This is a genomic window from Variovorax sp. UMC13 (genome assembly GCF_014170375.1).
GTDB lineage: Bacteria > Pseudomonadota > Gammaproteobacteria > Burkholderiales > Burkholderiaceae_C > Variovorax.
The window spans coordinates 98633-118660 of record NZ_LZZW01000014.1; the positions used below are offsets into that span (position 1 = coordinate 98633).

Below are 20028 nucleotides of genomic sequence, written 5' to 3' on the forward strand. Positions count from 1 at the left end.
CATTATCAGAGCCCGCGATGGCGCCGGGCTCAGCCCGCGGGGCTGAACAGGTCGACGCGGTCGGTGATGATGCCGTCGGTGCCCAGCGCGATGAGCCGCTCGGCGGCCCACTCGTCGTTGACCGTGTAGCTCAGCGCGCGCATCCCGGCCTCGTGGACCAGGGCCACGGTGGCGGCATCCCACAGCGCATGGTTGCAGACGATCGCCACGCAGCCCAGCTCGCGCGCCGCGGCCAGCCAGCCGTCCCACAGAGTGTCGAGCAGCAGGCCGCGCGGCAGCGAGGGCGCCGCATCGCGCGCGCCGGTCAGCGCCTCGGTCTTGAAGGAGGTCAGCAGCGGCGGGATCGCCTCGCCGGCCCACAGGCGCGCCGCATCGCGCGCCACCACCTCGCCGGTGTGGCGTTCGACGCCCGGCGTGGGCTTGATCTCGATGTTCAGCAGCAGGCGGTTGTGCACGCAGTAGCGCGCCACGTTCTCCAGGCTGGCCAGTGGCTCGCCCGCGAAGGCGCGCGAGTGCCAGCTGCCGGCATCGAGCTGCGACAGTTCGCTCCATGGCAGGTCACCGCCGGTGCCGCGGCCGCTGGTGGTGCGCTCCAGGGTGCTGTCGTGCATCAGGAAGGGCACGCCGTCGGCGCTGAGCTTGGCGTCGCACTCGAACATGCGGTAGCCATGCGACGCGCCGAGCCGGAAGGCGGCCAGCGTGTTCTCGGGCGCGAGCTTGCCGGCGCCGCGATGCGCGACCCAGCGGGGGTAGGGCCAGGGCGCCGCCATGGTCAGACGGTTCTCTTGCCGGAGCCGGCGTCGAACCAGTGCAGGCTTTCCTGCGGCGCCGAGATGTGGACCGTGTCGCCCGCGGTCGGCGGATGGTCGGCCGCGTCGGTGCGCATGATGATCTGCTCTTCGCCGATGCGGCCGTAGACCAGGCGCTCGGCGCCCAGCAGCTCGACGTGCTCGACCTGCACAGTCCAGCCGGTCTGGTCCAGCTTCAGGTGCTCGGGGCGCACGCCGAGGATCTGGCCCGGGCGCACGCCCGGCGCGTGCTTGAGCAGGTTCATCGGCGGCGAGCCGATGAAGCTGGCGACGAAGGTGGTGGCGGGGCGGTTGTAGACCTCTTCGGGCGTGCCGAACTGGTCCATCACGCCGCCGTTCATCACGATGATGCGCTGGGCCAGGGTCATGGCCTCGACCTGGTCGTGGGTCACGAACAGCGAGGTGATGCCCAGCTCGCGGTGCAGCTTCTGGATCTCGATGCGGGTCTGGGCGCGCAGCTTGGCGTCCAGGTTCGACAGCGGCTCGTCGAACAGGAAGACCTGCGGCTGGCGCACGATCGCGCGGCCCATGGCCACGCGCTGGCGCTGGCCGCCCGACAGCTCGCGCGGCTTGCGTTCGAGCAGATGGCCCAGCTCGAGGATCTTCGCGGCCTTGTCGACGCGGGTCTTGATCTCGGGCACCGGCACCTTGGCGATCTTCAGGCCATAGGCCATGTTGTCGAACACCGTCATGTGCGGGTAGAGCGCGTAGTTCTGGAACACCATCGCGATGTCGCGTTCGGACGGTTCGAGGTTGTTCACCACGCGCCCGCCGATGGCGATCTCGCCGGCCGAGACCTCTTCCAGCCCGGCGACCATGCGCAGCAGCGTGGACTTGCCGCAGCCCGAAGGCCCGACGATCACGATGAATTCATGGTCGGCGATCTCGGCACTCACGCCGTGGATGACTTGGTTGGCCTTGGGGCCCACGCCGTAGCGCTTGATGACGTTGCGAAGGGAAAGTGCAGCCATGTTCTTCTCGATCTCTGCCTCGACGACGAGGCGCTATTTCTTTTTCCAGGAACACCGCGGATCTGGCTTTGCCAGGCCGCTGGTGTTGCCCCCTTGAGGGGGAGGCGGGCTACACGAAGTGAGCCCGCATCGGGGGTGGGTCACTTCTCTGTGTCGACCAGACCCTTGACGAACCACTTCTGCATCAGCACCACGACCAGCGCGGGCGGCAGCATCGCGAGGATGGCCGTGGCCATCACCACGTTCCACTCGTTCTGGCCGTCGCCGCCGGCAATCATCCGCTTGATGCCCACCACCACCGGGTACATGTCCTCGCTGGTGGTCGCGAGCAGCGGCCACAGGTACTGGTTCCAGCCGTAGATGAACTGGATCACGAACAACGCCGCGATCGAGGTCTTCGACAGCGGCAGCAGCACGTCGAAGAAGAAGCGCATCGGGCCCGCGCCGTCCATGCGCGAGGCCTCGGTCAGCTCCTCGGGCACCGTCAGGAAGAACTGGCGGAACAGGAAGGTGGCCGTGGCCGACGCGATCAGCGGCACGGTGAGGCCCGCATAGGTGTTGAGCATGTTCAGGTCGGCCAGCACCTTGTAGGTGGGCAGGATCCGCACCTCCACCGGCAGCATCAGCGTCACGAAGATGGCCCAGAAGCAGATCTTCTTGAACGGGAAGCGGAAGTAGACGATCGCGAAGGCCGACAGCAGCGAGATCGCGATCTTGCCGACCGAGATCACCATCGCGGTCACGAAGCTGACCCACATCATGTGCGCCACCGGCGCGTTGGAGCCGGCACTGGTCTCGCGGCCGAACAGCGCGGCCTTGTAGCTGTCCCACATGTGGCCGCCGGGCAGCAGCGGCATCGGGGCCTGCACGATCTCCTGCGCCGTGTGGGTGGAGGCCACGAAGGCCAGGTAGAGCGGGAAGGCGACGATCAGCACGCCGAGCACCATGACGACGTGCGCCAGGATCCCGTGGGTTCCGCGTTTTTCGACCATATCAGTATTGAACCTTTTTCTCGACGTAGCGGAATTGCACGACCGTGAGCGCCACGACGATGAGCATCAGCACCACCGACTGGGCCGCCGAACCGCCAAGGTCCATGGCCTTGAAGCCGTCGTAGTAGACCTTGTAGACCAGGATCGCGGTGTCCTTGCCCGGGCCGCCCTGGGTGGCCGCATCGACGATCGCGAAGGTGTCGAAGAAGGCGTAGACCACGTTGATCACCAGCAGGAAGAAGGTGGTGGGCGACAGCAGCGGGAACTGCACCGTCCAGAAGCGGCGCCACGGGCGCGCGCCGTCGATGGCGGCGGCTTCGATCAGCGACTTCGGGATCGACTGCAGGCCGGCCAGGAAGAACAGGAAGTTGTAGGAGATCTGCTTCCAGACCGAGGCCATCACGATCAGCGTCATGGCGTGGCCGGAGTCCAGCAGATGGTTCCAGTTGATGCCGATCTTGCCCAGCGCATAGGCCACCACGCCCAGCGAGGGCGAGAACATGAACACCCACAGCACGGCCGCGACGGCGGGGGCCACGGCGTAGGGCAGGATCAGCATGGTCTTGTAGAAGGTGCCGCCGCGCACCACGCGGTCGGCGAACACCGCCAGCATCAGCGACAGGCTGATGCCGATGCTGGCGACCAGCACCGAGAAGAATGCAGTGGTCTTGAAGGACTCGACGTAGCTCGGGTCGTCGAACAGCTGCCTGAAGTTGTCGAAGCCGACGAACTCGATGGACGTGCCGAAGGGGTCCTGCTGCTGCAGCGACTGCAGCAAGGCCTGCGCTGCAGGCCAGAAGAAGAACACCAGGATCACCGCCATTTGGGGTGTCAGGAGCAGCCACGGCAACCAGCCGGAGCGAAAGAAAACGCGTTTTTCCATAGGGACCCTGGATAAAAGAAAACCCGCCGGGCTCGAAAGCGCGGCGGGCAGAGTCTACTGTGGCGCAAGCCCCCCTCTCACCGGAAGGAACCCTTCCCGCTCGGCGGGGAGGGCAGGGTGGGGTGCGAGGGGGCGGCGAATGCCGCAAAGGCGTCAGCCCTTGTTGGCTTTCTGGAAGCGCTCGAGCTGCTCGTTGCCGCGCTTGACGATCGAGTCCAGGGCTTCCTTGGCGGTCTTCTTGCCGTTCCAGACCTGTTCGAGTTCTTCGTCCTCGATGGCGCGGATCTGCACGTAGTTGCCCAGGCGGATGCCGCGGCTCTTGTCGGTCACCTTGCGGATCATCTGCGTCACGGCGACGTCGGTGCCCGGGTTCTGCTTGTAGAAGCCCGATTCCTCGGTCAGCTTGTACGAGGCGGTGGTGACGGGCAGGTAGCCGGTGCGCTTGTGGCTGGCGGACTGCACTTCAGGCGTCGAGATGAAGCTGAAGAACTTGGCCACGCCCTTGTACTCCTCGGCCTTCTTGCCCGACATGACCCACAGGCTGGCGCCGCCGATCACGGTGTTCTGCGGTGCGCCCGGCACGTCCGGGTAGTAGGGCAGCGGGGCCAGGCCGTAGGCGAACTTGGCGTTCTTGGCCACGTTGCCGTAGAAGCCCGAGGAGGTGTTGATCATCGCGCACTCGCCCGACACGAACGAGGCCTCGGGCACGTTGCCGCGGCCCTTGTAGACGAACAGGCCCTGCTTGGCCATGTTGGCCAGGTTCTCGATGTGGCGCACATGCAGCGGCGAATCGACCTTCAGGCGGGCGTCCAGGCCCTGCAGGCCGTTGGCCTTGGAGGCGAACTCGACGTTGTGCCAGGCCGAGAAGCTCTCGACCTGGGTCCAGTTCTGCCATGCGGTGGTGAACGGGCACTTGTGGCCGCTGGCCTTGAGCTTGGCGGCTGCGGCCACCACTTCGGGCCAGGTCGCCGGCGCCTTGTCGGTGGGCAGGCCGGCCGCCTTGAAGGCGTCCTTGTTGAAATAGAAGATGGTGGTCGAGCTGTTGAAGGGGAAGCTCAGCATCTGGCCGTTGGGGGCCGTGTAGTAGCCGGCCACGGCGGGGATGTAGGCGGCCGGGTCGAACTTCTCGCCCGCGTCCTTCATGACCTGGCCCACCGGGATGACCGCGCCCTTGCTGGCCTGCATGGTGGCGGTGCCCACCTCGAACACCTGCAGGATGTGCGGCGCGTTGCCGGCGCGGAAGGCGGCGATCGACGCGGTCATCGATTCGTCGTACGTGCCCTTGAAGGTCGGCACGATCTTGTAGTCCTTCTGGCTTTCGTTGAACTGCTTGGCGAGGTCGTTGACCCACTCGTTGTTGACCGCGGTCATCGAGTGCCACCACTGGATCTCGGTCTGCGCTTGCGCCGTGTTGAACAGTGTTGCCGCGAGCGCCGAGGCCAAGGCGAGCGTTTTGAATCGCATGAAGACTCCTGATGGGATTTTGAAAGCAGAAAGAAGCGCGAATGGTAGACCGTGCTTGATCGTAGGTCGTGCCTGTGACACAACCGCGTCATGTTTGTCGCACGGGGGTGTCGGCCGCGCCAAGCGGGGAAACCCTTTTGGCACCCGGGGCGGGGCCCGGCGGACGCTCTGCTGCGCTGCACCATGCTAGCATCGTCGTCCTCCTTTTCAGCGCTGTCTTGCGAGCGGATCGCAGGGCTTTCGCGACCTCTCATGAGCAAGACCTCCCTCGACAAAAGCAAGATCAAGTTCCTTCTGCTCGAAGGTGTGCATCCCTCGGCGATCGAGGTTCTCAAGGCCGCCGGCTACTCGCAGATCGAGACCCTGCCCAAGGCGCTGCAGGGCGAGGAACTCAAGGCCAAGCTGGCCGACGTCCATTTCCTCGGCATCCGTTCGCAGAGCAAGCTCACGGCCGACGTGCTGTCGGCGGCGCCCAAGCTGGTCGCGGTCGGCTGCTTCTGCATCGGCACCAACCAGGTCGACCTCAACGCGGCGCGCGAGCGTGGCGTGGCGGTGTTCAACGCGCCGTATTCCAACACCCGCTCGGTGGCCGAGCTGGTGCTGGCCGAAGCCATCCTGCTGCTGCGCGGCATTCCCGCCAAGAACGCGCTGGTGCACCGCGGCGGCTGGATGAAGTCGGCCGCCCAGTCGCACGAGATCCGCGGCAAGACGCTGGGCATCGTGGGCTATGGCTCGATCGGCACCCAGCTGTCGGTGCTGGCCGAGGGCCTGGGCATGCACGTGGCCTTCTACGACGTGGTGAGCAAGCTGCCGCTGGGCAACGCGCGCCAGGTGCCCAAGCTGCACGACCTGCTGGCCCAGAGCGACATCGTGAGCCTGCACGTGCCCGAGCTGGCGTCCACCAAGTGGATGATCGGCCCGGCCGAGATCGCGGCCATGAAGCCGGGCGGCATCCTGATCAATGCGGCGCGCGGCACGGTGGTCGACATCGACGCGCTGGCCGAAGGCGTCAAGAGCGGCAAGCTGTGGGGCGCGGCCATCGACGTGTTCCCGGTCGAGCCCGGCAGCAACAACGAGGAGTTCCAGTCGCCGCTGCGCGGCCTGGACAACGTGATCCTCACGCCGCACATCGGCGGCTCGACGATGGAGGCGCAGGCCAACATCGGCGGCGAGGTGGCCGAGAAGCTGGTCAAGTACAGCGACAACGGCACCTCGATCTCCTCGGTCAACTTCCCCGAGGTGGCGCTGCCCGCGCACCCGGGCAAGCACCGGCTGCTGCACATCCACCACAACGTGCCGGGCGTGCTGTCGGAGATCAACAAGATCTTCTCGGACAACCAGATCAACATCGCTTCCCAATACCTGCAGACCAACGAGAAGGTCGGCTACGTGGTCACCGACATCGATGCGGCCTCGTCCGACCTGGCGCTCGAGAAGCTCGCGCAGGTGCCCGGCACCATCCGCAGCCGGGTCCTTTTCTGAGCCCTCAGCGCCGGCTTCGGCGCTGACTTAAAATCTCGGGCCCGGTTCAAGGGCGCGCAGCGTCCTGCCGAGGTGCTCCCCGATGAACGCTCCGATCGCGCTGACTGCGTTGTTGACGCAGGCCGCAGAGCCTGCCCGACTGCGCGAGATTCCGTACAACTACACCAGCTTCTCCGACCGGGAGATCGTGATCCGCCTGCTGGGCGAACGCGGCTGGGCCCTGCTGCAGTCGCTGCGCGACGAGCGGCGCACCGGCCGCTCGGCCCGCATGCTCTACGAGGTGCTGGGCGACATCTGGGTGGTGCAGCGCAACCCCTACCTGGTCGACGACCTGCTGGACAACCCGCGCCGCCGCGGCCAGCTGGTGGATGCGCTCAAGCACCGGCTGGGCGAGGTCGCCAAGCGCCGCACCCCCGACGTCGACGCCCAGCGCGACCTGCTGGTCGGTGAGCTGACCGCCCTGGTGGCGCAGGCCATCGCCGCCTTCGACACCATGTTCCGCGACGTCGCCGCGCTGCGCCGCAAGGCCACGCGCGCCTTCGGCCGGCTCACCGCCAAGGACAACGTCAAGTTCGACGGCCTGTCGCGCGTGTCGCATGTCACCGACGCCACCGACTGGCGCGTGGAGTACCCCTTCGTGGTGCTGTGCCCCGACACCGAGGCCGAGATGGCGCTGCTGGTCAAGGGCTGCATCGAACTGGGCCTGACCATCATCCCGCGCGGCGGCGGCACCGGCTACACCGGTGGCGCGATCCCGCTGACCTGGAACAGCGCGGTCATCAACACCGAGAAGCTCGAGGCCATGACCGAGGTCGAGTTCATGTCGCTGCCGGGCCTCGAGGCGCCCGTGCCCACCGTCTGGACCGAGGCCGGCGTGGTCACCCAGCGCGTGGCCGACGCGGCCGAGCGCGCGGGCTACGTGTTCGCGGTCGACCCGACCTCGGCCGAAGCCTCCTGCGTGGGCGGCAACGTCGCGATGAACGCGGGCGGCAAGAAGGCCGTGCTGTGGGGCACGGCGCTGGACAACCTGGCCTCCTGGCGCATGGTGACGCCGCAGGCCGAATGGCTCGAGGTCACGCGCATTGGCCACAACCTGGGCAAGATCCACGACGCCGAGCGCGCCGTGTTCGAGCTGCAGTACTTTGCGGCCGACGGCAAGACCAGGCTGCGCACCGAAACCCTCGACATCCCGGGCAAGACCTTCCGCAAGGAAGGCCTGGGCAAGGACGTGACCGACAAGTTCCTCTCGGGCCTGCCGGGCATCCAGAAGGAGGGCTGCGACGGCCTGATCACCAGCTGCCGCTGGGTGGTGCACAAGATGCCCGCGCACACCCGCACCGTGTGCCTGGAGTTCTTCGGCAACGCCAAGGACGCGGTCCCCAGCATTGTCGAGATCAAGGACTTCATGTTCGCCGAGCAGAAGCGCTCGGGCGTGCTGCTCGCGGGTCTGGAGCACCTGGACGACCGCTACCTCAAGGCGGTCGGCTACGCCACCAAGTCGAAAAAGCACGGCGGCCTGCCGAAGATGGTGCTGTTCGGCGACATCGCGGGCGACGACGCCGATGCGGTGGCGCGCGTCACCTCCGAAGTGGTGCGCATCGCGAACTCGCGCAGCGGCGAGGGCTTCATCGCCATCAGCCCCGAGGCGCGCAAGAAGTTCTGGCTCGACCGCAAGCGCACGGCCGCCATCAGCAAGCACACCAACGCCTTCAAGATCAACGAGGACGTGGTGATCCCGCTGCCGCGCATGGCCGAGTACACCGACGGCATCGAGCGCATCAACATCGAGCTCTCGCTGCAGAACAAGCTGGCCTTCGCCGACGCGCTCGAGGCCTTCTTCCTGCGCGGCAACCTGCCGCTGGGCAAGAGCGACGACGCCAACGACATCCCCTCGGCCGAGCTGCTGGAGGACCGCGTGGCGCAGGCCGTGACCCTGGTGCAGGAGGTGCGCGCGCTGTGGGCCGGCTGGCTGCAGGATGTCGACGCGCTGTTCCCTCGCCTGCAGGACCACACGCTGCGCGCGAGCTGGAAGACCCAGATCCGCCAGCCGCTGCAGGCCATCTTCAGCGGCGCCGAGTTCGCGCCGATCCTGGCCGAGTGCGCGGCCATCCACCAGCGCGTGCTCAAGGGCCGCGTGTGGGTCGCGCTGCACATGCACGCGGGCGACGGCAACGTCCACACCAACCTGCCGGTCAACAGCGACAACTACGAAATGCTGCAGACCGCCCATGCGGCGGTGGTGCGCATCATGGCGCTGGCGCGCAGCCTCGACGGCGTGATCTCGGGCGAGCACGGCATCGGCATCACCAAGCTCGAGTTCCTGAGCGACGCCGAGCTGCAGCCCTTCACCGACTACAAGCAGCGGGTCGACCCTGAAGGCCGCTTCAACAAGGGCAAGCTGCTGCGCGGGGACTCGCCGGCCGCGCACGGGCTGCAGGCCGACCTCACCAACGCCTACACGCCCAGCTTCGGCCTCATGGGCCACGAGTCGCTGATCATGCAGCAGAGCGACATCGGCGCCATCGCCGACTCGGTCAAGGACTGCCTGCGCTGCGGCAAGTGCAAGCCGGTCTGCGCCACCCACGTGCCGCGCGCCAACCTGCTCTACAGCCCGCGCAACAAGATCCTCGCCACCTCGCTGCTGGTCGAGGCCTTCCTCTACGAGGAGCAGACCCGGCGCGGCGTGAGCATCAAGCACTGGCAGGAGTTCGAGGACGTGGCCGACCACTGCACGGTCTGCCACAAGTGCCTCACGCCCTGCCCGGTGAAGATCGACTTCGGCGAGGTCTCGATGCACATGCGCAACCTGCTGCGCAAGATGGGCCAGAAGAGCTTCCGGCCCGGCAATGCCGCGGCCATGCTGTTCCTCAACGCGACCAGCCCGCAGACCATCAAGGCCATGCGCATGGGCATGGTGGGCATCGGCTTCAAGGCGCAGCGCCTGGCCAACGACCTGCTGCGCCGCGTGGCGCGCAAGCAGACGGCCGCGCCGCCGGCCACGCTGGGGCCGGCGCCGATCAAGGAGCAGGTGATCCACTTCATCAACAAGAAGATGCCGGGCGGCCTGCCCAAGCAGACGGCACGCGCGCTGCTGGACATCGAGGATGCCGACTACGTGCCGATCATCCGCAACCCCAAGGCCACGACCTCGGAGACCGAGGCGGTGTTCTATTTCCCGGGCTGCGGCTCGGAGCGGCTGTTCTCGCAGGTGGGCCTGGCGACGCAGGCCATGCTGTGGCATGCGGGCGTGCAGACGGTGCTGCCGCCGGGCTACCTGTGCTGCGGCTATCCGCAGCGCGGCAGCGGCCAGTTCGACAAGGCCGAGAAGATGATCACCGACAACCGGGTGCTCTTCCACCGCGTGGCCAACACGCTCAACTACCTCGACATCAAGACCGTGGTGGTGAGCTGCGGCACCTGCTACGACCAGCTGCAGGGCTACCAGTTCGACAAGATCTTCCCGGGCTGCCGGATCATCGACATCCACGAGTACCTGCTCGAGAAGGGCATCACCCTGGGCGATGCGGGCGGCGGCGGCTACCTGTACCACGACCCCTGCCACAGCCCGATGAAGCTGCAGGACCCGATGAAGACCGTCAAGGCGCTGGTGGGCGACAACGTGCTCAAGAACGACCGCTGCTGCGGCGAATCGGGCACCCTGGGCGTGACCCGGCCCGACATCTCGACCCAGATCCGCTTCCGCAAGGAAGAGGAGCTCAAGAAGGGCGAGGCCGCGCTGCGCGACAGCGGCAAGGTCGCGGCCCAGGGCAACGTGAAGATCCTCACCAGCTGCCCCAGCTGCCTGCAGGGCCTCTCGCGCTACGGCAACGACCTGAACAACGGTCTGCTCGAAGCCGACTACATCGTGGTGGAAATGGCCAACCAGATCCTGGGCGAGCAGTGGCTGCCGGAGTACGTCGCGGCCGCGAACAGCGGCGGCATCGAGCGGGTCCTGGTATGACCGCAAAGCGCGACGGCTGCGTGCTCTGCGAAACCTCGGGCGGCCGCCTGGTCTTCGAGGCGCCGCAGTTCCGCGTGATCCATGCCGAGGAGGCGGGCTTTCCCGCCTTCTACCGTGTGATCTGGCAATCGCACGCCGCGGAGTTCTCCGACCTGTCGAGCGCCGAACGGGCCGTCTGCATGGAGGCGGTGGCGATCGTCGAGCAGTGCCTGCGCGCGCATGTTTCGCCGGCCAAGATCAACCTGGCGGCGCTTGGCAACATGGTTGCGCACCTGCATTGGCACGTGATCGCGCGCTTCGACTGGGACACGCGCTTCCCGGCGCCCGTCTGGGCGACGGCGCAGCGAGATCGCGACGCCGGCAGGGAGGCGGGCGTCGCGGCGGCGCTGCCCGCGGCCGAGGCTGCGATGATCGCGGCACTCAGCAAAAGGACATCCTGATGGCAGGTCTGCACGCCGGCGCTCCGACGCCGCAATCGATCACGGTGCACAACAAATCGAAGGTGCTCGAGGTCGGCTTCTCCGACGGCGCGAGCTTTCGCATCCCCTTCGAGCTGATGCGCATCTACTCGCCCTCGGCCGAGGTGCAGGGCCACGGCCCGGGCGAGGAGGTGCTGCAGACCGGCAAGCGCGAGGTCGGCCTGCTCGAACTCGAGCCGGTGGGCAACTACGCGGTCAAGCCGGTGTTCACCGACGGCCACGAGAGCGGCATCTTCAGCTGGACACTGCTCTACGAACTGGGCCAGCAGCAGGAGGCCCTGTGGGCCGAGTACGAGCGGCGCCTGGCCGCCGCCGGCGTCGACCGCGACGCCCCGATGGCGCCCAAGGGGGGCCACGGCTGCAGCAGCCACTGAGCCCTTCCGGGGCAATGTCCGCCGTCGCTGCGGGGTCGTCCACTTGATGGCAGGCGCTTCCGCCCTAACATCGGGTGCATGAGCACCACCCACTTCGGTTTTGAGAACGTCGACGAAAGCGACAAGGCGCGCCGCGTGCGCGGCGTGTTCGACTCGGTCGCCACCCGCTACGACATCATGAACGACCTGATGTCCGCGGGCCTGCACCGCGCCTGGAAGGCGTACACCGTGATGGTGGCCAATGTCGGCGAGGGCTCGCGCGTGCTCGACATCGCGGGCGGCACCGGCGACCTCGCCCTGGCCTTCGCCAAGAAGGTCGGCGCTTCGGGCCAGGTGGTGCACACCGACATCAACGAGGCCATGCTGAGCACCGGCCGCGACCGCCTGCTCGATGCCGGCGTGGTGCTGCCCACCATGGTCTGCGACGCCGAGAAGCTGCCCTTCGCCGACGGCCACTTCGACGTCGTGACCGTGGCCTTCGGCCTGCGCAACATGACCCACAAGGACATCGCGCTCAAGGAGATGAACCGCGTGCTCAAGCCCGGCGGCAAGCTGCTGGTGCTGGAGTTCTCCCGGGTCGCGAAACCCCTGCAGAAGGCCTACGACTGGTACTCCTTCAACGTGCTGCCGCGGCTGGGCAAGCTGGTGGCCGGCGACGACGCCAGCTACCGCTACCTGGCCGAGTCGATCCGGATGCATCCGGCGCAGGAAGAGCTCAAGACCCTCATGAAAGAGGGTGGTTTCGGGCATGTGGACTATCACAACATGACGGGTGGCGTGGCGGCCTTGCATGTTGGAATCAAGTGTTGAATTGACGATTGCATTGCCGTTTCTGGCGATCAGAGGAGACTTCATGATGAAAAAACTGGGTACTGTTTTGCTGGTGTGTGCCATGACCTTGGGCGGCATGCAGGCTGAAGCCGCGCGCATGGGCGGCGGCAAGTCCTTCGGCCGCCAGTCGGGCAACGTGACACAACGCCAGGCGACCCCGCCGGCCAACGCGCCGGGTGCACCGGCACAGAACGCCACCAATGCGGCACCGGCCAAGCCGGCTGGCGCCGCCGCCCCCGCGGCCGCCGCCGCGCCCAAGCGCCCCTGGGGCGCGATGCTGGGCGGCCTGGCCGCCGGCCTGGGCCTGGCCTGGCTGGCGAATTCGCTCGGCCTCGGTGCGGCCTTCGGCAACATGCTGCTGATCGGCCTGCTGGTGCTGGCGGCGGTGGTGGTGTGGCGCATCTTCGCGGCCCGTTCGCGTGCCGGCAGCGGCAATGGCGCCAACCAGGGCGGCTTCGCCTTCCAGGGCGCAGGCGGCCCGGGCAACCCGTCGGCTCCCGCGCAGTACAACCCCGGCAATGTCGGCAACGACGCGTCGGCCCGTCCCTGGGAGCGCCAGAACGCCGCCTCCTTCGACGCCAGCCCGGCCACGGCCAGCGGCTCGTCGATGGCCGGTGCGGCCGGTGCCGGCGGCGCGAGCATGATCGGTTCGGCGCTCGAGGGCGGACAGTCCTGGGGCATCCCCGCGGGCTTCGACGTCGACGGTTTCCTGGGCGCGGCCAAGCGCAACTTCGTGACCCTGCAGGACGCCTGGGACCGCAACGACATCCAGTCGCTGCGCTCGATGATGACCGACAGCATGGTCGGCGAGATCCAGGCCCAGCTGGCCGAGCGTGAAGCGCACATCGGCAGCCAGCCCAACAAGACCGAAGTCGTGATGCTCGATGCCAAGCTTCTGGGCATCGAAGAAGCGCCCGACGTCTACCTGGCCAGCGTCGAGTTCTCGGGGATGATCCGCGAAGACGCATCGGCCGGCCCGAGCCCGTTCCGCGAGGTGTGGAACATGACCAAGCCCACCGACGGCCGCGGCGGCTGGCTGGTGGCGGGCGTGCAAGCCCTCCAATGACCCGATAGATAGGCGCGATCTGTCGCATCGCAGGCCCCGATCCAGGGGCCGGGTCGGGAATAATGGGGACATGGCCACACCATCGTCCCCATTCGCATTTCTGAATGACCTCGTCAGCCGCATCGGCACCCGGCTGCAGCCGCCGCCGTGGGCCGTGCACGAGATCCAGCACCGCGCGGTGCTCTTCCTCAACCATGTGCTGCAGCAGGAGCCCGAGGCCCAGCAGCGCCTGGTGCGGCAGAAGGGGCGGGTGGTGCAGTTCGAATGGAGCTTCGTCACGATGCGGCTGATCGCCACGCCGGCCGGCCTGCTCGACCTGGCGCCCGAGGGCGCGGTCCCCGAACTCACGCTCACCGTCACCGACACCTCGCCCTTCGACCTGGCCCGCGCCACCTTGCGCGGCGACAAGCCGGCGGTGCGCATCGTCGGCGACGTACAACTGGCGGCCGAGGTGAACTGGCTGGTCGACCATGTGCGCTGGGACGTCGAGGACGACCTCGCCCGCGTGATCGGCGACGTGCCGGCCCACACCCTGGGCAATGCGGCGCGCCGCGTGGTGGGCGCGCTGCGGCAGTTCGTCGGCGATCGTGTGCCCAGACCTGGCATCGGCGGCACGGGCGCCGAATGACGCGTTTCTATCGCGGCATCTTCATCGTCTGGGTCGCGCTGCGCTACGGCCTCGACGAGCTCGTGCTCACGAGCTTCCAGAAGCCCTGGCTTCGCATCGTGGCGCGCGTCGTTTCCATCGGCCGCAACCTCGATGCGCCGCGCGGCCAGCGGCTGCGCGAGGCGCTCGAACGGCTGGGCCCGATCTTCGTCAAGTTCGGCCAGGTGCTGTCGACCCGGCGCGACCTGCTGCCGCCCGACATCGCCGACGAACTGGCCTTCCTGCAGGACCGCGTGCCGCCGTTCCCTTCCTCGGTAGCCATCGCCACCATCGAGCGCGCCTTCCGCCGCCCGGTGGGCGAGGTGTTCGTGCAGTTCGACGAGACGCCGGTGGCCAGCGCCTCGATCGCGCAGGTGCACTTCGCGACCGTGCGCGACGCCAAGGGCGCGCTGCGCGACGTGGCGGTCAAGGTGCTGCGCCCGGGCATGCGCACGGTCATGGAGAAGGACCTGGCGCTGATGGCCATGATGGCGCGCTGGGTCGAGAACCTGTCGGCCGACGGCAAGCGGCTCAAGCCGCGCGAGGTGATCGCCGAGTTCGACAAGTACCTGCACGACGAGCTCGACCTGGTGCGCGAGGCCGCCAACGCGGCGCAGCTGCGGCGTAACATGGAGAAGCTCGAGCTGGTGCTGATCCCCGAGATGCTCTGGGACTACTGCCACCCGGAAGTGATCGTGATGGAGCGCATGAACGGCGTGCCCATCGCGCAGCTCGAGCGCCTGCGCGCGGCCGGCGTGGACATCCCCAAGCTGGCGCGCGACGGCGTCACCATCTTCTTCACCCAGGTGTTCCGCGACGGCTTCTTCCACGCCGACATGCACCCAGGCAACATCATGGTGAGCCTGCAGCCGCAGACCTTCGGGCGCTACATCTCGCTCGATTTCGGCATCGTGGGCACGCTCACCGAGACCGACAAGGAATACCTGGCGCAGAACTTCGTGGCCTTCTTCCGGCGCGACTACAAGCGCGTGGCCGAGCTGCACCTGGAAAGCGGCTGGGTGCCCGAGGGCACGCGCATCGACGAGCTCGAGGCCGCGATCCGCACCGTCTGCGAACCCTACTTCGACCGGCCGCTCAAGGAGATCTCGCTGGGCATGGTGCTGATGCGCCTGTTCCAGACCTCGCGCCGCTTCCACGTCGAGATCCAGCCGCAGCTGGTGCTGCTGCAGAAGACGCTGCTCAACATCGAGGGCCTGGGCCGCCAGCTCGACCCCGAACTCGACCTCTGGGCCACGGCCAAGCCCTTCCTCGAGAAGTGGATGATCGACCAGATCGGCCCCAAGCGGCTGTTCGCGCAGCTCAAGGCCGAGGCGCCGCGCTATGCCAAGCTGCTGCCCCAGCTGCCGCGCCTGCTGCACGAGTTCCTGGAGAACAAGCCGGCCGACCACCGCCGGGAACTGCTGGAGCTGCTGGCGGCGCAGAAGCGCACCAACCGGCTGCTGCAGACCGTGATCGCGACCGGCCTGGGCTTCGTGCTGGGCCTGGTCGTGATGCAGATCGTCGTGCGCGTCCAGGTCTTCTGACTGGCACGGCCCTTGCGCGGCCTCCAAGAGCCGCATCGAATTGAGAGAGAAGAGGAGAAATCGTCGTGTTGTTGACCCTGGTCGCCGTCTACCTGCTGTTCACGATCGCCATCGGGCTCTATGCGGCCCGGCGGGTCAAGAACACCACCGACTTCGCGATTGCCGGGCGGCACCTGCCGCTCTTCATGATCGTGACCACAACCTTCGCGACCTGGTTCGGGTCGGAGACGGTGCTGGGCATTCCGGCCAAGTTCATCGAGGGCGGTCTGAACGGCGTGATCGAGGACCCCTTCGGCGCCGGCACCTGCCTGATCCTGGTGGGCCTGTTCTTCGCCGGCAAGCTCTACCGCATGACGCTGCTGACCATCAGCGACTACTACCGCGAGCGCTACGGTCGGGTGATCGAGGTCGCGTGCTCGCTGATCATCATGCTGAGCTACCTGGGCTGGGTCTCGGCCCAGGTCACGGCGCTGGGCCTGGTCTTCAACGTGCTCTCGGGCGGCGCCATCGGCGTGTCGCTGGGCATGGTGATCGGCGTGGTGTCGATCCTGGCGTACACGCTGTTCGGCGGCATGTGGTCGGTGGCCGTCACCGACTTCATCCAGATGATCATCCTGGTGCTGGGCCTGGCGGTGATCGCGGTGTTCGCGGGCCAGATGGCCGGCGGCGCGGACAAGGTGGTGGCCTTCGCGGTCAGCAAGGACCTGTTCAAGTTCTGGCCCGAGCCGAACTACAAGGACATGGTGTTCTTCTTCGCCGCGGCGATCACCATGATGCTGGGCTCGATCCCGCAGCAGGACGTGTTCCAGCGCGTGATGTCGGCCAACAACGTCAAGTCCGCGACCCGCGGCCCGGTGATCGGCGGCATCGCCTACATCCTGTTCGCTTTCGTCCCGATGTTCCTGGTGGCCAGCGCGCTGCTGATCATGCCGGAACAGACCGCGGCCCTGCTCAAGGACGATCCGCAGAAGGTGCTGCCCACGCTGGTGCTCGAGAAGATGCCCTTCGTGATGCAGGTGCTCTTCTTCGGTGCGCTGCTGTCGGCCATCAAGTCGACCGCCTCGGCCACCTTGCTGGCGCCCAGCGTGACCTTCACCGAGAACATCTGGCGCCAGTTCCGCCCGGCCGGCAACGACCGCGAGAACCTGCGCACCATGCGCATCACCACCCTGGTCTTCAGTGCCGCGGTGCTGGCCTATTCGATCCGCATGCAGGGCACGCCGATCTACGAGCTGGTCTCCGGCGCCTACCAGGTGCCCCTGGTCGGCGCCTTCGTGCCGCTGGTGTGCGGGCTCTACTGGCAGCGGGCCACCACGCAGGGTGCGGTGGCGGCGGTGCTGCTGGGCATCGGCACCTGGCTGCTGTTCCTGGCGCTGCCCTGGGGCCAGGCCTTCCCGGCGCAGCTGGCCGGCGTGCTGGCGGCCTTCGTGGGCATGGTGGCCGGTTCGCTGGCGCCGCAGTGGGTGTCCAACACCCGCACGCCGCACCGTCCGCTGGTCGAGGGCACGCTCTGAGCGTGGAGGGCGGGGTCGGGCCCGGCCGTATAATTGCGGGCTTTGCGAGCGACAGCTGCGTCGTTCTTTTTCGCCCACTCCCATGCCCATCTACGCCTACAAGTGCAGCGCCTGCGGCTTTGCCAAAGACGCGTTGCAGAAAATGTCCGACGCCCCTCTCACGGTGTGCCCGGCCTGCGGGGCGAGCACCTTCGAGAAGCAGGTGACCGCCGCCGGCTTCCAGCTCAAGGGCTCGGGCTGGTACGTGACCGATTTCCGTGAAGGCGGCGGCAAGAAGGCCGAGCCCGCGACCGCGCCGGTCTCGGGCGACGGCGCCAAGTCCGGTGGCGAGTCGTCGTCGGCCGCCCCCGCGGCGAGCCCGGCACCCGCACCCGCCGCATCCCCCGCACCGGCGCCCGCGCCGGCCACCGCCGCCAAGAGCGGCGACTGAACGGGGCCCGCCACCGCCATGCTCGCCCTGCGCAAATGGTTGTTCGCCGGCCTGCTGGTGATCGTTCCGCTGTTCGTCACCCTGGCGGTGCTCAAGTGGATCATCGACACGCTCGACCAGACCCTCTGGCTGCTGCCCGAGGACTGGCAGAGCTGGCTCACGATGCACAAGATCCGCGGCCTGGGCGTGCTGTTCACGCTGGCGATCCTGCTGGTGGTGGGCGCGGTGGCGAGCAATTTCATCGGCAAGCGCCTGCTGGGCTGGGGCGACGCGGTGGTGCGGCGCATCCCGGTCGTGCGTTCGATCTACTCCAGCGTCAAGCAGGTGTCGGACACGCTGTTCTCCGAGAACGGCAACGCCTTCCGCACCGCGGTGCTGGTGCAGTGGCCGCGTGAAGGCGTCTGGACCATCGCGTTCGTGACCGGCACGCCCGGCGCCGACGTGCTGGCGCACCTGGGCGGCGGCGAATACCTGGGCGTCTACGTGCCGACCACGCCCAACCCCACCGGCGGCTACTTCGTGATGCTCAAGCGCAGCGACTGCATCGAACTCCAGATGAGCGTGGACGAGGCGCTCAAGTACATCGTCTCGATGGGCGTGGTCGTTCCCGGCGGCCCCGCGACCCTCGCAACTTCTTCCTGAATGAACACGCGCCCTCCCGGCGCCGGAATCGACTTATGGCCATGCGTTCTCACTACTGCGGTCTCGTGACCGAAGCCCTGCTGGGCGAAACCGTCACCCTGTGCGGCTGGGTCAACCGCCGCCGCGACCATGGCGGCGTGATCTTCGTCGACGTGCGCGATCGCGAAGGCTACGTGCAGGTGGTCTGCGATCCCGACCGTGCCACCACCTTCGCCGTGGCCGAAGGCCTGCGCAACGAGTTCTGCGTGCAGATCAAGGGCCTGGTGCGCGCACGCCCCGAAGGCACGACCAACGACAGCCTCAAGAGCGGCAAGATCGAAGTGCTGTGTCACGAGCTCAAGGTGCTCAACCCTTCGGTCACGCCCCCCTTCCTGCTCGACGACGACAACCTGTCGGAGACCACCCGCCTCACGCACCGCGTGCTCGACCTGCGCCGCCCGGCGATGCAGCGCAACATGATGCTGCGCTACAAGGTGACGATGGAGACCCGCAAGTTCCTCGACGCCAACGGCTTCATCGACATCGAGACCCCGATGCTCGGCAAGTCCACGCCCGAAGGCGCGCGCGACTACCTGGTGCCCAGCCGCGTGCACGACGGCAGCTTCTTCGCGCTGCCGCAGTCGCCCCAGCTGTTCAAGCAGCTGCTGATGGTGGCCGGCTACGACCGCTACTACCAGATCGTCAAGTGCTTCCGCGACGAGGACCTGCGCGCCGACCGCCAGCCCGAGTTCACGCAGATCGACATCGAGACCTCCTTCCTGTCGGAAGAAGAGATCCGCGAGATGTTCGAAGGCATGGTCCGCACCATGTTCCGCAACGCCGCGGGCATCGACCTGCCGGTGTTCCCGACCATGACGTACGGCGACGCGATGTTCAAGTACGGCTCGGACAAGCCCGACCTGCGCGTCAAGCTCGAGTTCACCGAACTGACCGAGCTCATGAAGCGCGTTGAGTTCAAGGTGTTCTCGAACGCCGCGACCATGGCCGGCGGCCGTGTGGTGGCCCTGCGCGTGCCCGGCGGCGGCGGCGAGGGCGGCCTGTCGCGCGGTGAAATCGACGCGTACCAGGAATTCGTCAAGATCTACGGCGCCAAGGGCCTGGCCTACATCAAGGTCAACGACGCGGCCGCGGGCCGCGAAGGCCTGCAGAGCCCGATCGTGAAGAACCTCGACGACGCCACGCTGGCCGAGATCATCGCGCGCACCGGCGCGCGCAACGGCGACATCCTGTTCTTCGGCGCCGACAAGGAAAAGATCGTCAACGACGCCATCGGCGCGCTGCGCGTGAAGATCGGCCACAGCGCCTTCGGCAAGAAGAGCGGCCTGTTCGACGACCGCTGGGCACCGCTGTGGGTGGTGGACTTCCCGATGTTCGAGTTCGACGAGGAAGGCCAGCGCTGGTCGGCCGTGCACCATCCGTTCACGGCCCCCAAGGACGGCCATGAAGACCTGATGGACACCGCGCCCGAGAAGTGCATCGCCAAGGCCTACGACATGGTGCTCAACGGCATCGAGATGGGCGGCGGCTCGGTGCGTATCCACCGCGAGGAAGTGCAGAGCAAGGTCTTCCGCGCGCTCAAGATCAGCGCCGAGGACGCACAGCTCAAGTTCGGCTTCCTGCTCGACGCGCTGCAGTACGGCGCGCCCCCGCACGGCGGCATCGCCATCGGCCTGGACCGCCTGGTCATGCTGATGACCGGCGCCGAGTCGATCCGCGACGTGATCGCCTTCCCCAAGACCCAGCGCGCGCAGGACCTGCTGACGCAGGCGCCGAGCCCGGTCGACGAGAAGCAGCTGCGCGAACTGCACATCAAGCTGCGCAACGTGCAGCCCGCGGCGGCCTGACGCTGCGGCCGGCGGCGCAGGCCGCAACGACAAAAAAAGGCACCCCGAGGGGTGCCTTTTTCTTTGGCCGAAAGCCGGAGCCTGCGCTCCGGTGGC

17 protein-coding genes are annotated in these 20028 nt (G+C 67.4%); 12 read left to right on the plus strand and 5 right to left on the minus strand.

Features of this window, described 5'->3' with window-relative positions; genetic code table 11:
- Positions 1–29 precede the first annotated feature (29 nt).
- From ugpQ to ugpB, 5 genes are all read right to left on the minus strand, one after another.
- On the minus strand, positions 30–770 hold the full coding sequence (ugpQ, locus tag A9977_RS11810; protein ID WP_183025038.1) for a glycerophosphodiester phosphodiesterase: 741 nt from the start codon (positions 768–770) through the stop codon (positions 30–32).
- Between the two features lie 2 nt (positions 771–772).
- Positions 773–1780, minus strand: coding sequence for a sn-glycerol-3-phosphate ABC transporter ATP-binding protein UgpC (gene ugpC / locus A9977_RS11815; protein WP_183025039.1), 1008 nt, complete (start codon positions 1778–1780; stop codon positions 773–775).
- A gap of 140 nt (positions 1781–1920) precedes the next feature.
- Positions 1921–2772: a sn-glycerol-3-phosphate ABC transporter permease UgpE gene (ugpE, locus tag A9977_RS11820; protein ID WP_183025040.1), complete on the minus strand. Its 852-nt coding sequence runs from the start codon at positions 2770–2772 to the stop codon at positions 1921–1923.
- A 1-nt stretch (position 2773) separates the two neighbouring features.
- Positions 2774–3655 carry a sn-glycerol-3-phosphate ABC transporter permease UgpA gene (ugpA, locus tag A9977_RS11825; protein ID WP_183025041.1) on the minus strand — a complete coding sequence of 294 codons (882 nt, stop codon included), beginning with the start codon at positions 3653–3655 and terminating at the stop codon, positions 2774–2776.
- Between the two features lie 153 nt (positions 3656–3808).
- Positions 3809–5119 (minus strand): sn-glycerol-3-phosphate ABC transporter substrate-binding protein UgpB, encoded by a 1311-nt coding sequence (ugpB, locus tag A9977_RS11830; protein WP_183025042.1) that lies wholly within the window; start codon positions 5117–5119, stop codon positions 3809–3811.
- 252 nt (positions 5120–5371) lie between these two features.
- On the opposite strand from ugpB, the gene serA reads away from it, so the two are divergent.
- The 12 genes from serA (at position 5372) to aspS (ending at position 19932) form a co-directional block, all read left to right on the plus strand.
- Entirely contained in the window at positions 5372–6601 is a 1230-nt protein-coding gene (gene serA / locus A9977_RS11835) for a phosphoglycerate dehydrogenase (protein ID WP_183025043.1), read from the plus strand.
- Positions 6602–6683: 82 nt separating this feature from the next.
- Positions 6684–10562, plus strand: a complete 3879-nt coding sequence (locus A9977_RS11840) for a DUF3683 domain-containing protein (protein WP_183025044.1) — start codon at positions 6684–6686, stop codon at positions 10560–10562.
- Entirely contained in the window at positions 10559–11002 is a 444-nt protein-coding gene (locus A9977_RS11845; RefSeq protein ID WP_183025045.1) for an HIT family protein, read from the plus strand. The genes A9977_RS11840 and A9977_RS11845 overlap by 4 nt, the downstream gene beginning before the upstream one ends.
- Entirely contained in the window at positions 11002–11415 is a 414-nt protein-coding gene (locus A9977_RS11850; protein WP_183025046.1) for a gamma-butyrobetaine hydroxylase-like domain-containing protein, read from the plus strand. The genes A9977_RS11845 and A9977_RS11850 overlap by 1 nt, the downstream gene beginning before the upstream one ends.
- A gap of 78 nt (positions 11416–11493) precedes the next feature.
- Positions 11494–12225, plus strand: a complete 732-nt coding sequence (ubiE, locus tag A9977_RS11855; RefSeq protein ID WP_183025047.1) for a bifunctional demethylmenaquinone methyltransferase/2-methoxy-6-polyprenyl-1,4-benzoquinol methylase UbiE — start codon at positions 11494–11496, stop codon at positions 12223–12225.
- Between the two features lie 46 nt (positions 12226–12271).
- Positions 12272–13312 carry a Tim44 domain-containing protein gene (locus A9977_RS11860; RefSeq protein ID WP_183025096.1) on the plus strand — a complete coding sequence of 347 codons (1041 nt, stop codon included), beginning with the start codon at positions 12272–12274 and terminating at the stop codon, positions 13310–13312.
- Between the two features lie 70 nt (positions 13313–13382).
- Positions 13383–13940, plus strand: coding sequence for an SCP2 domain-containing protein (locus A9977_RS11865; protein ID WP_183025048.1), 558 nt, complete (start codon positions 13383–13385; stop codon positions 13938–13940).
- On the plus strand, positions 13937–15502 hold the full coding sequence (gene ubiB / locus A9977_RS11870) for a ubiquinone biosynthesis regulatory protein kinase UbiB (protein WP_183025049.1): 1566 nt from the start codon (positions 13937–13939) through the stop codon (positions 15500–15502). Before A9977_RS11865 ends, ubiB begins: the two co-directional genes overlap by 4 nt.
- Before the next feature lie 65 nt (positions 15503–15567).
- Complete coding sequence (locus tag A9977_RS11875) at positions 15568–17016, plus strand: sodium:solute symporter family protein (RefSeq protein WP_183025050.1); 1449 nt, start codon at positions 15568–15570, stop codon at positions 17014–17016.
- Positions 17017–17098: 82 nt separating this feature from the next.
- Complete coding sequence (locus A9977_RS11880; protein ID WP_183025051.1) at positions 17099–17446, plus strand: FmdB family zinc ribbon protein; 348 nt, start codon at positions 17099–17101, stop codon at positions 17444–17446.
- A gap of 18 nt (positions 17447–17464) precedes the next feature.
- Positions 17465–18088, plus strand: coding sequence for a DUF502 domain-containing protein (locus A9977_RS11885; protein ID WP_183025052.1), 624 nt, complete (start codon positions 17465–17467; stop codon positions 18086–18088).
- A gap of 35 nt (positions 18089–18123) precedes the next feature.
- Positions 18124–19932, plus strand: coding sequence for an aspartate--tRNA ligase (gene aspS, locus A9977_RS11890; RefSeq protein WP_183025053.1), 1809 nt, complete (start codon positions 18124–18126; stop codon positions 19930–19932).
- Positions 19933–20028 lie beyond the last annotated feature (96 nt).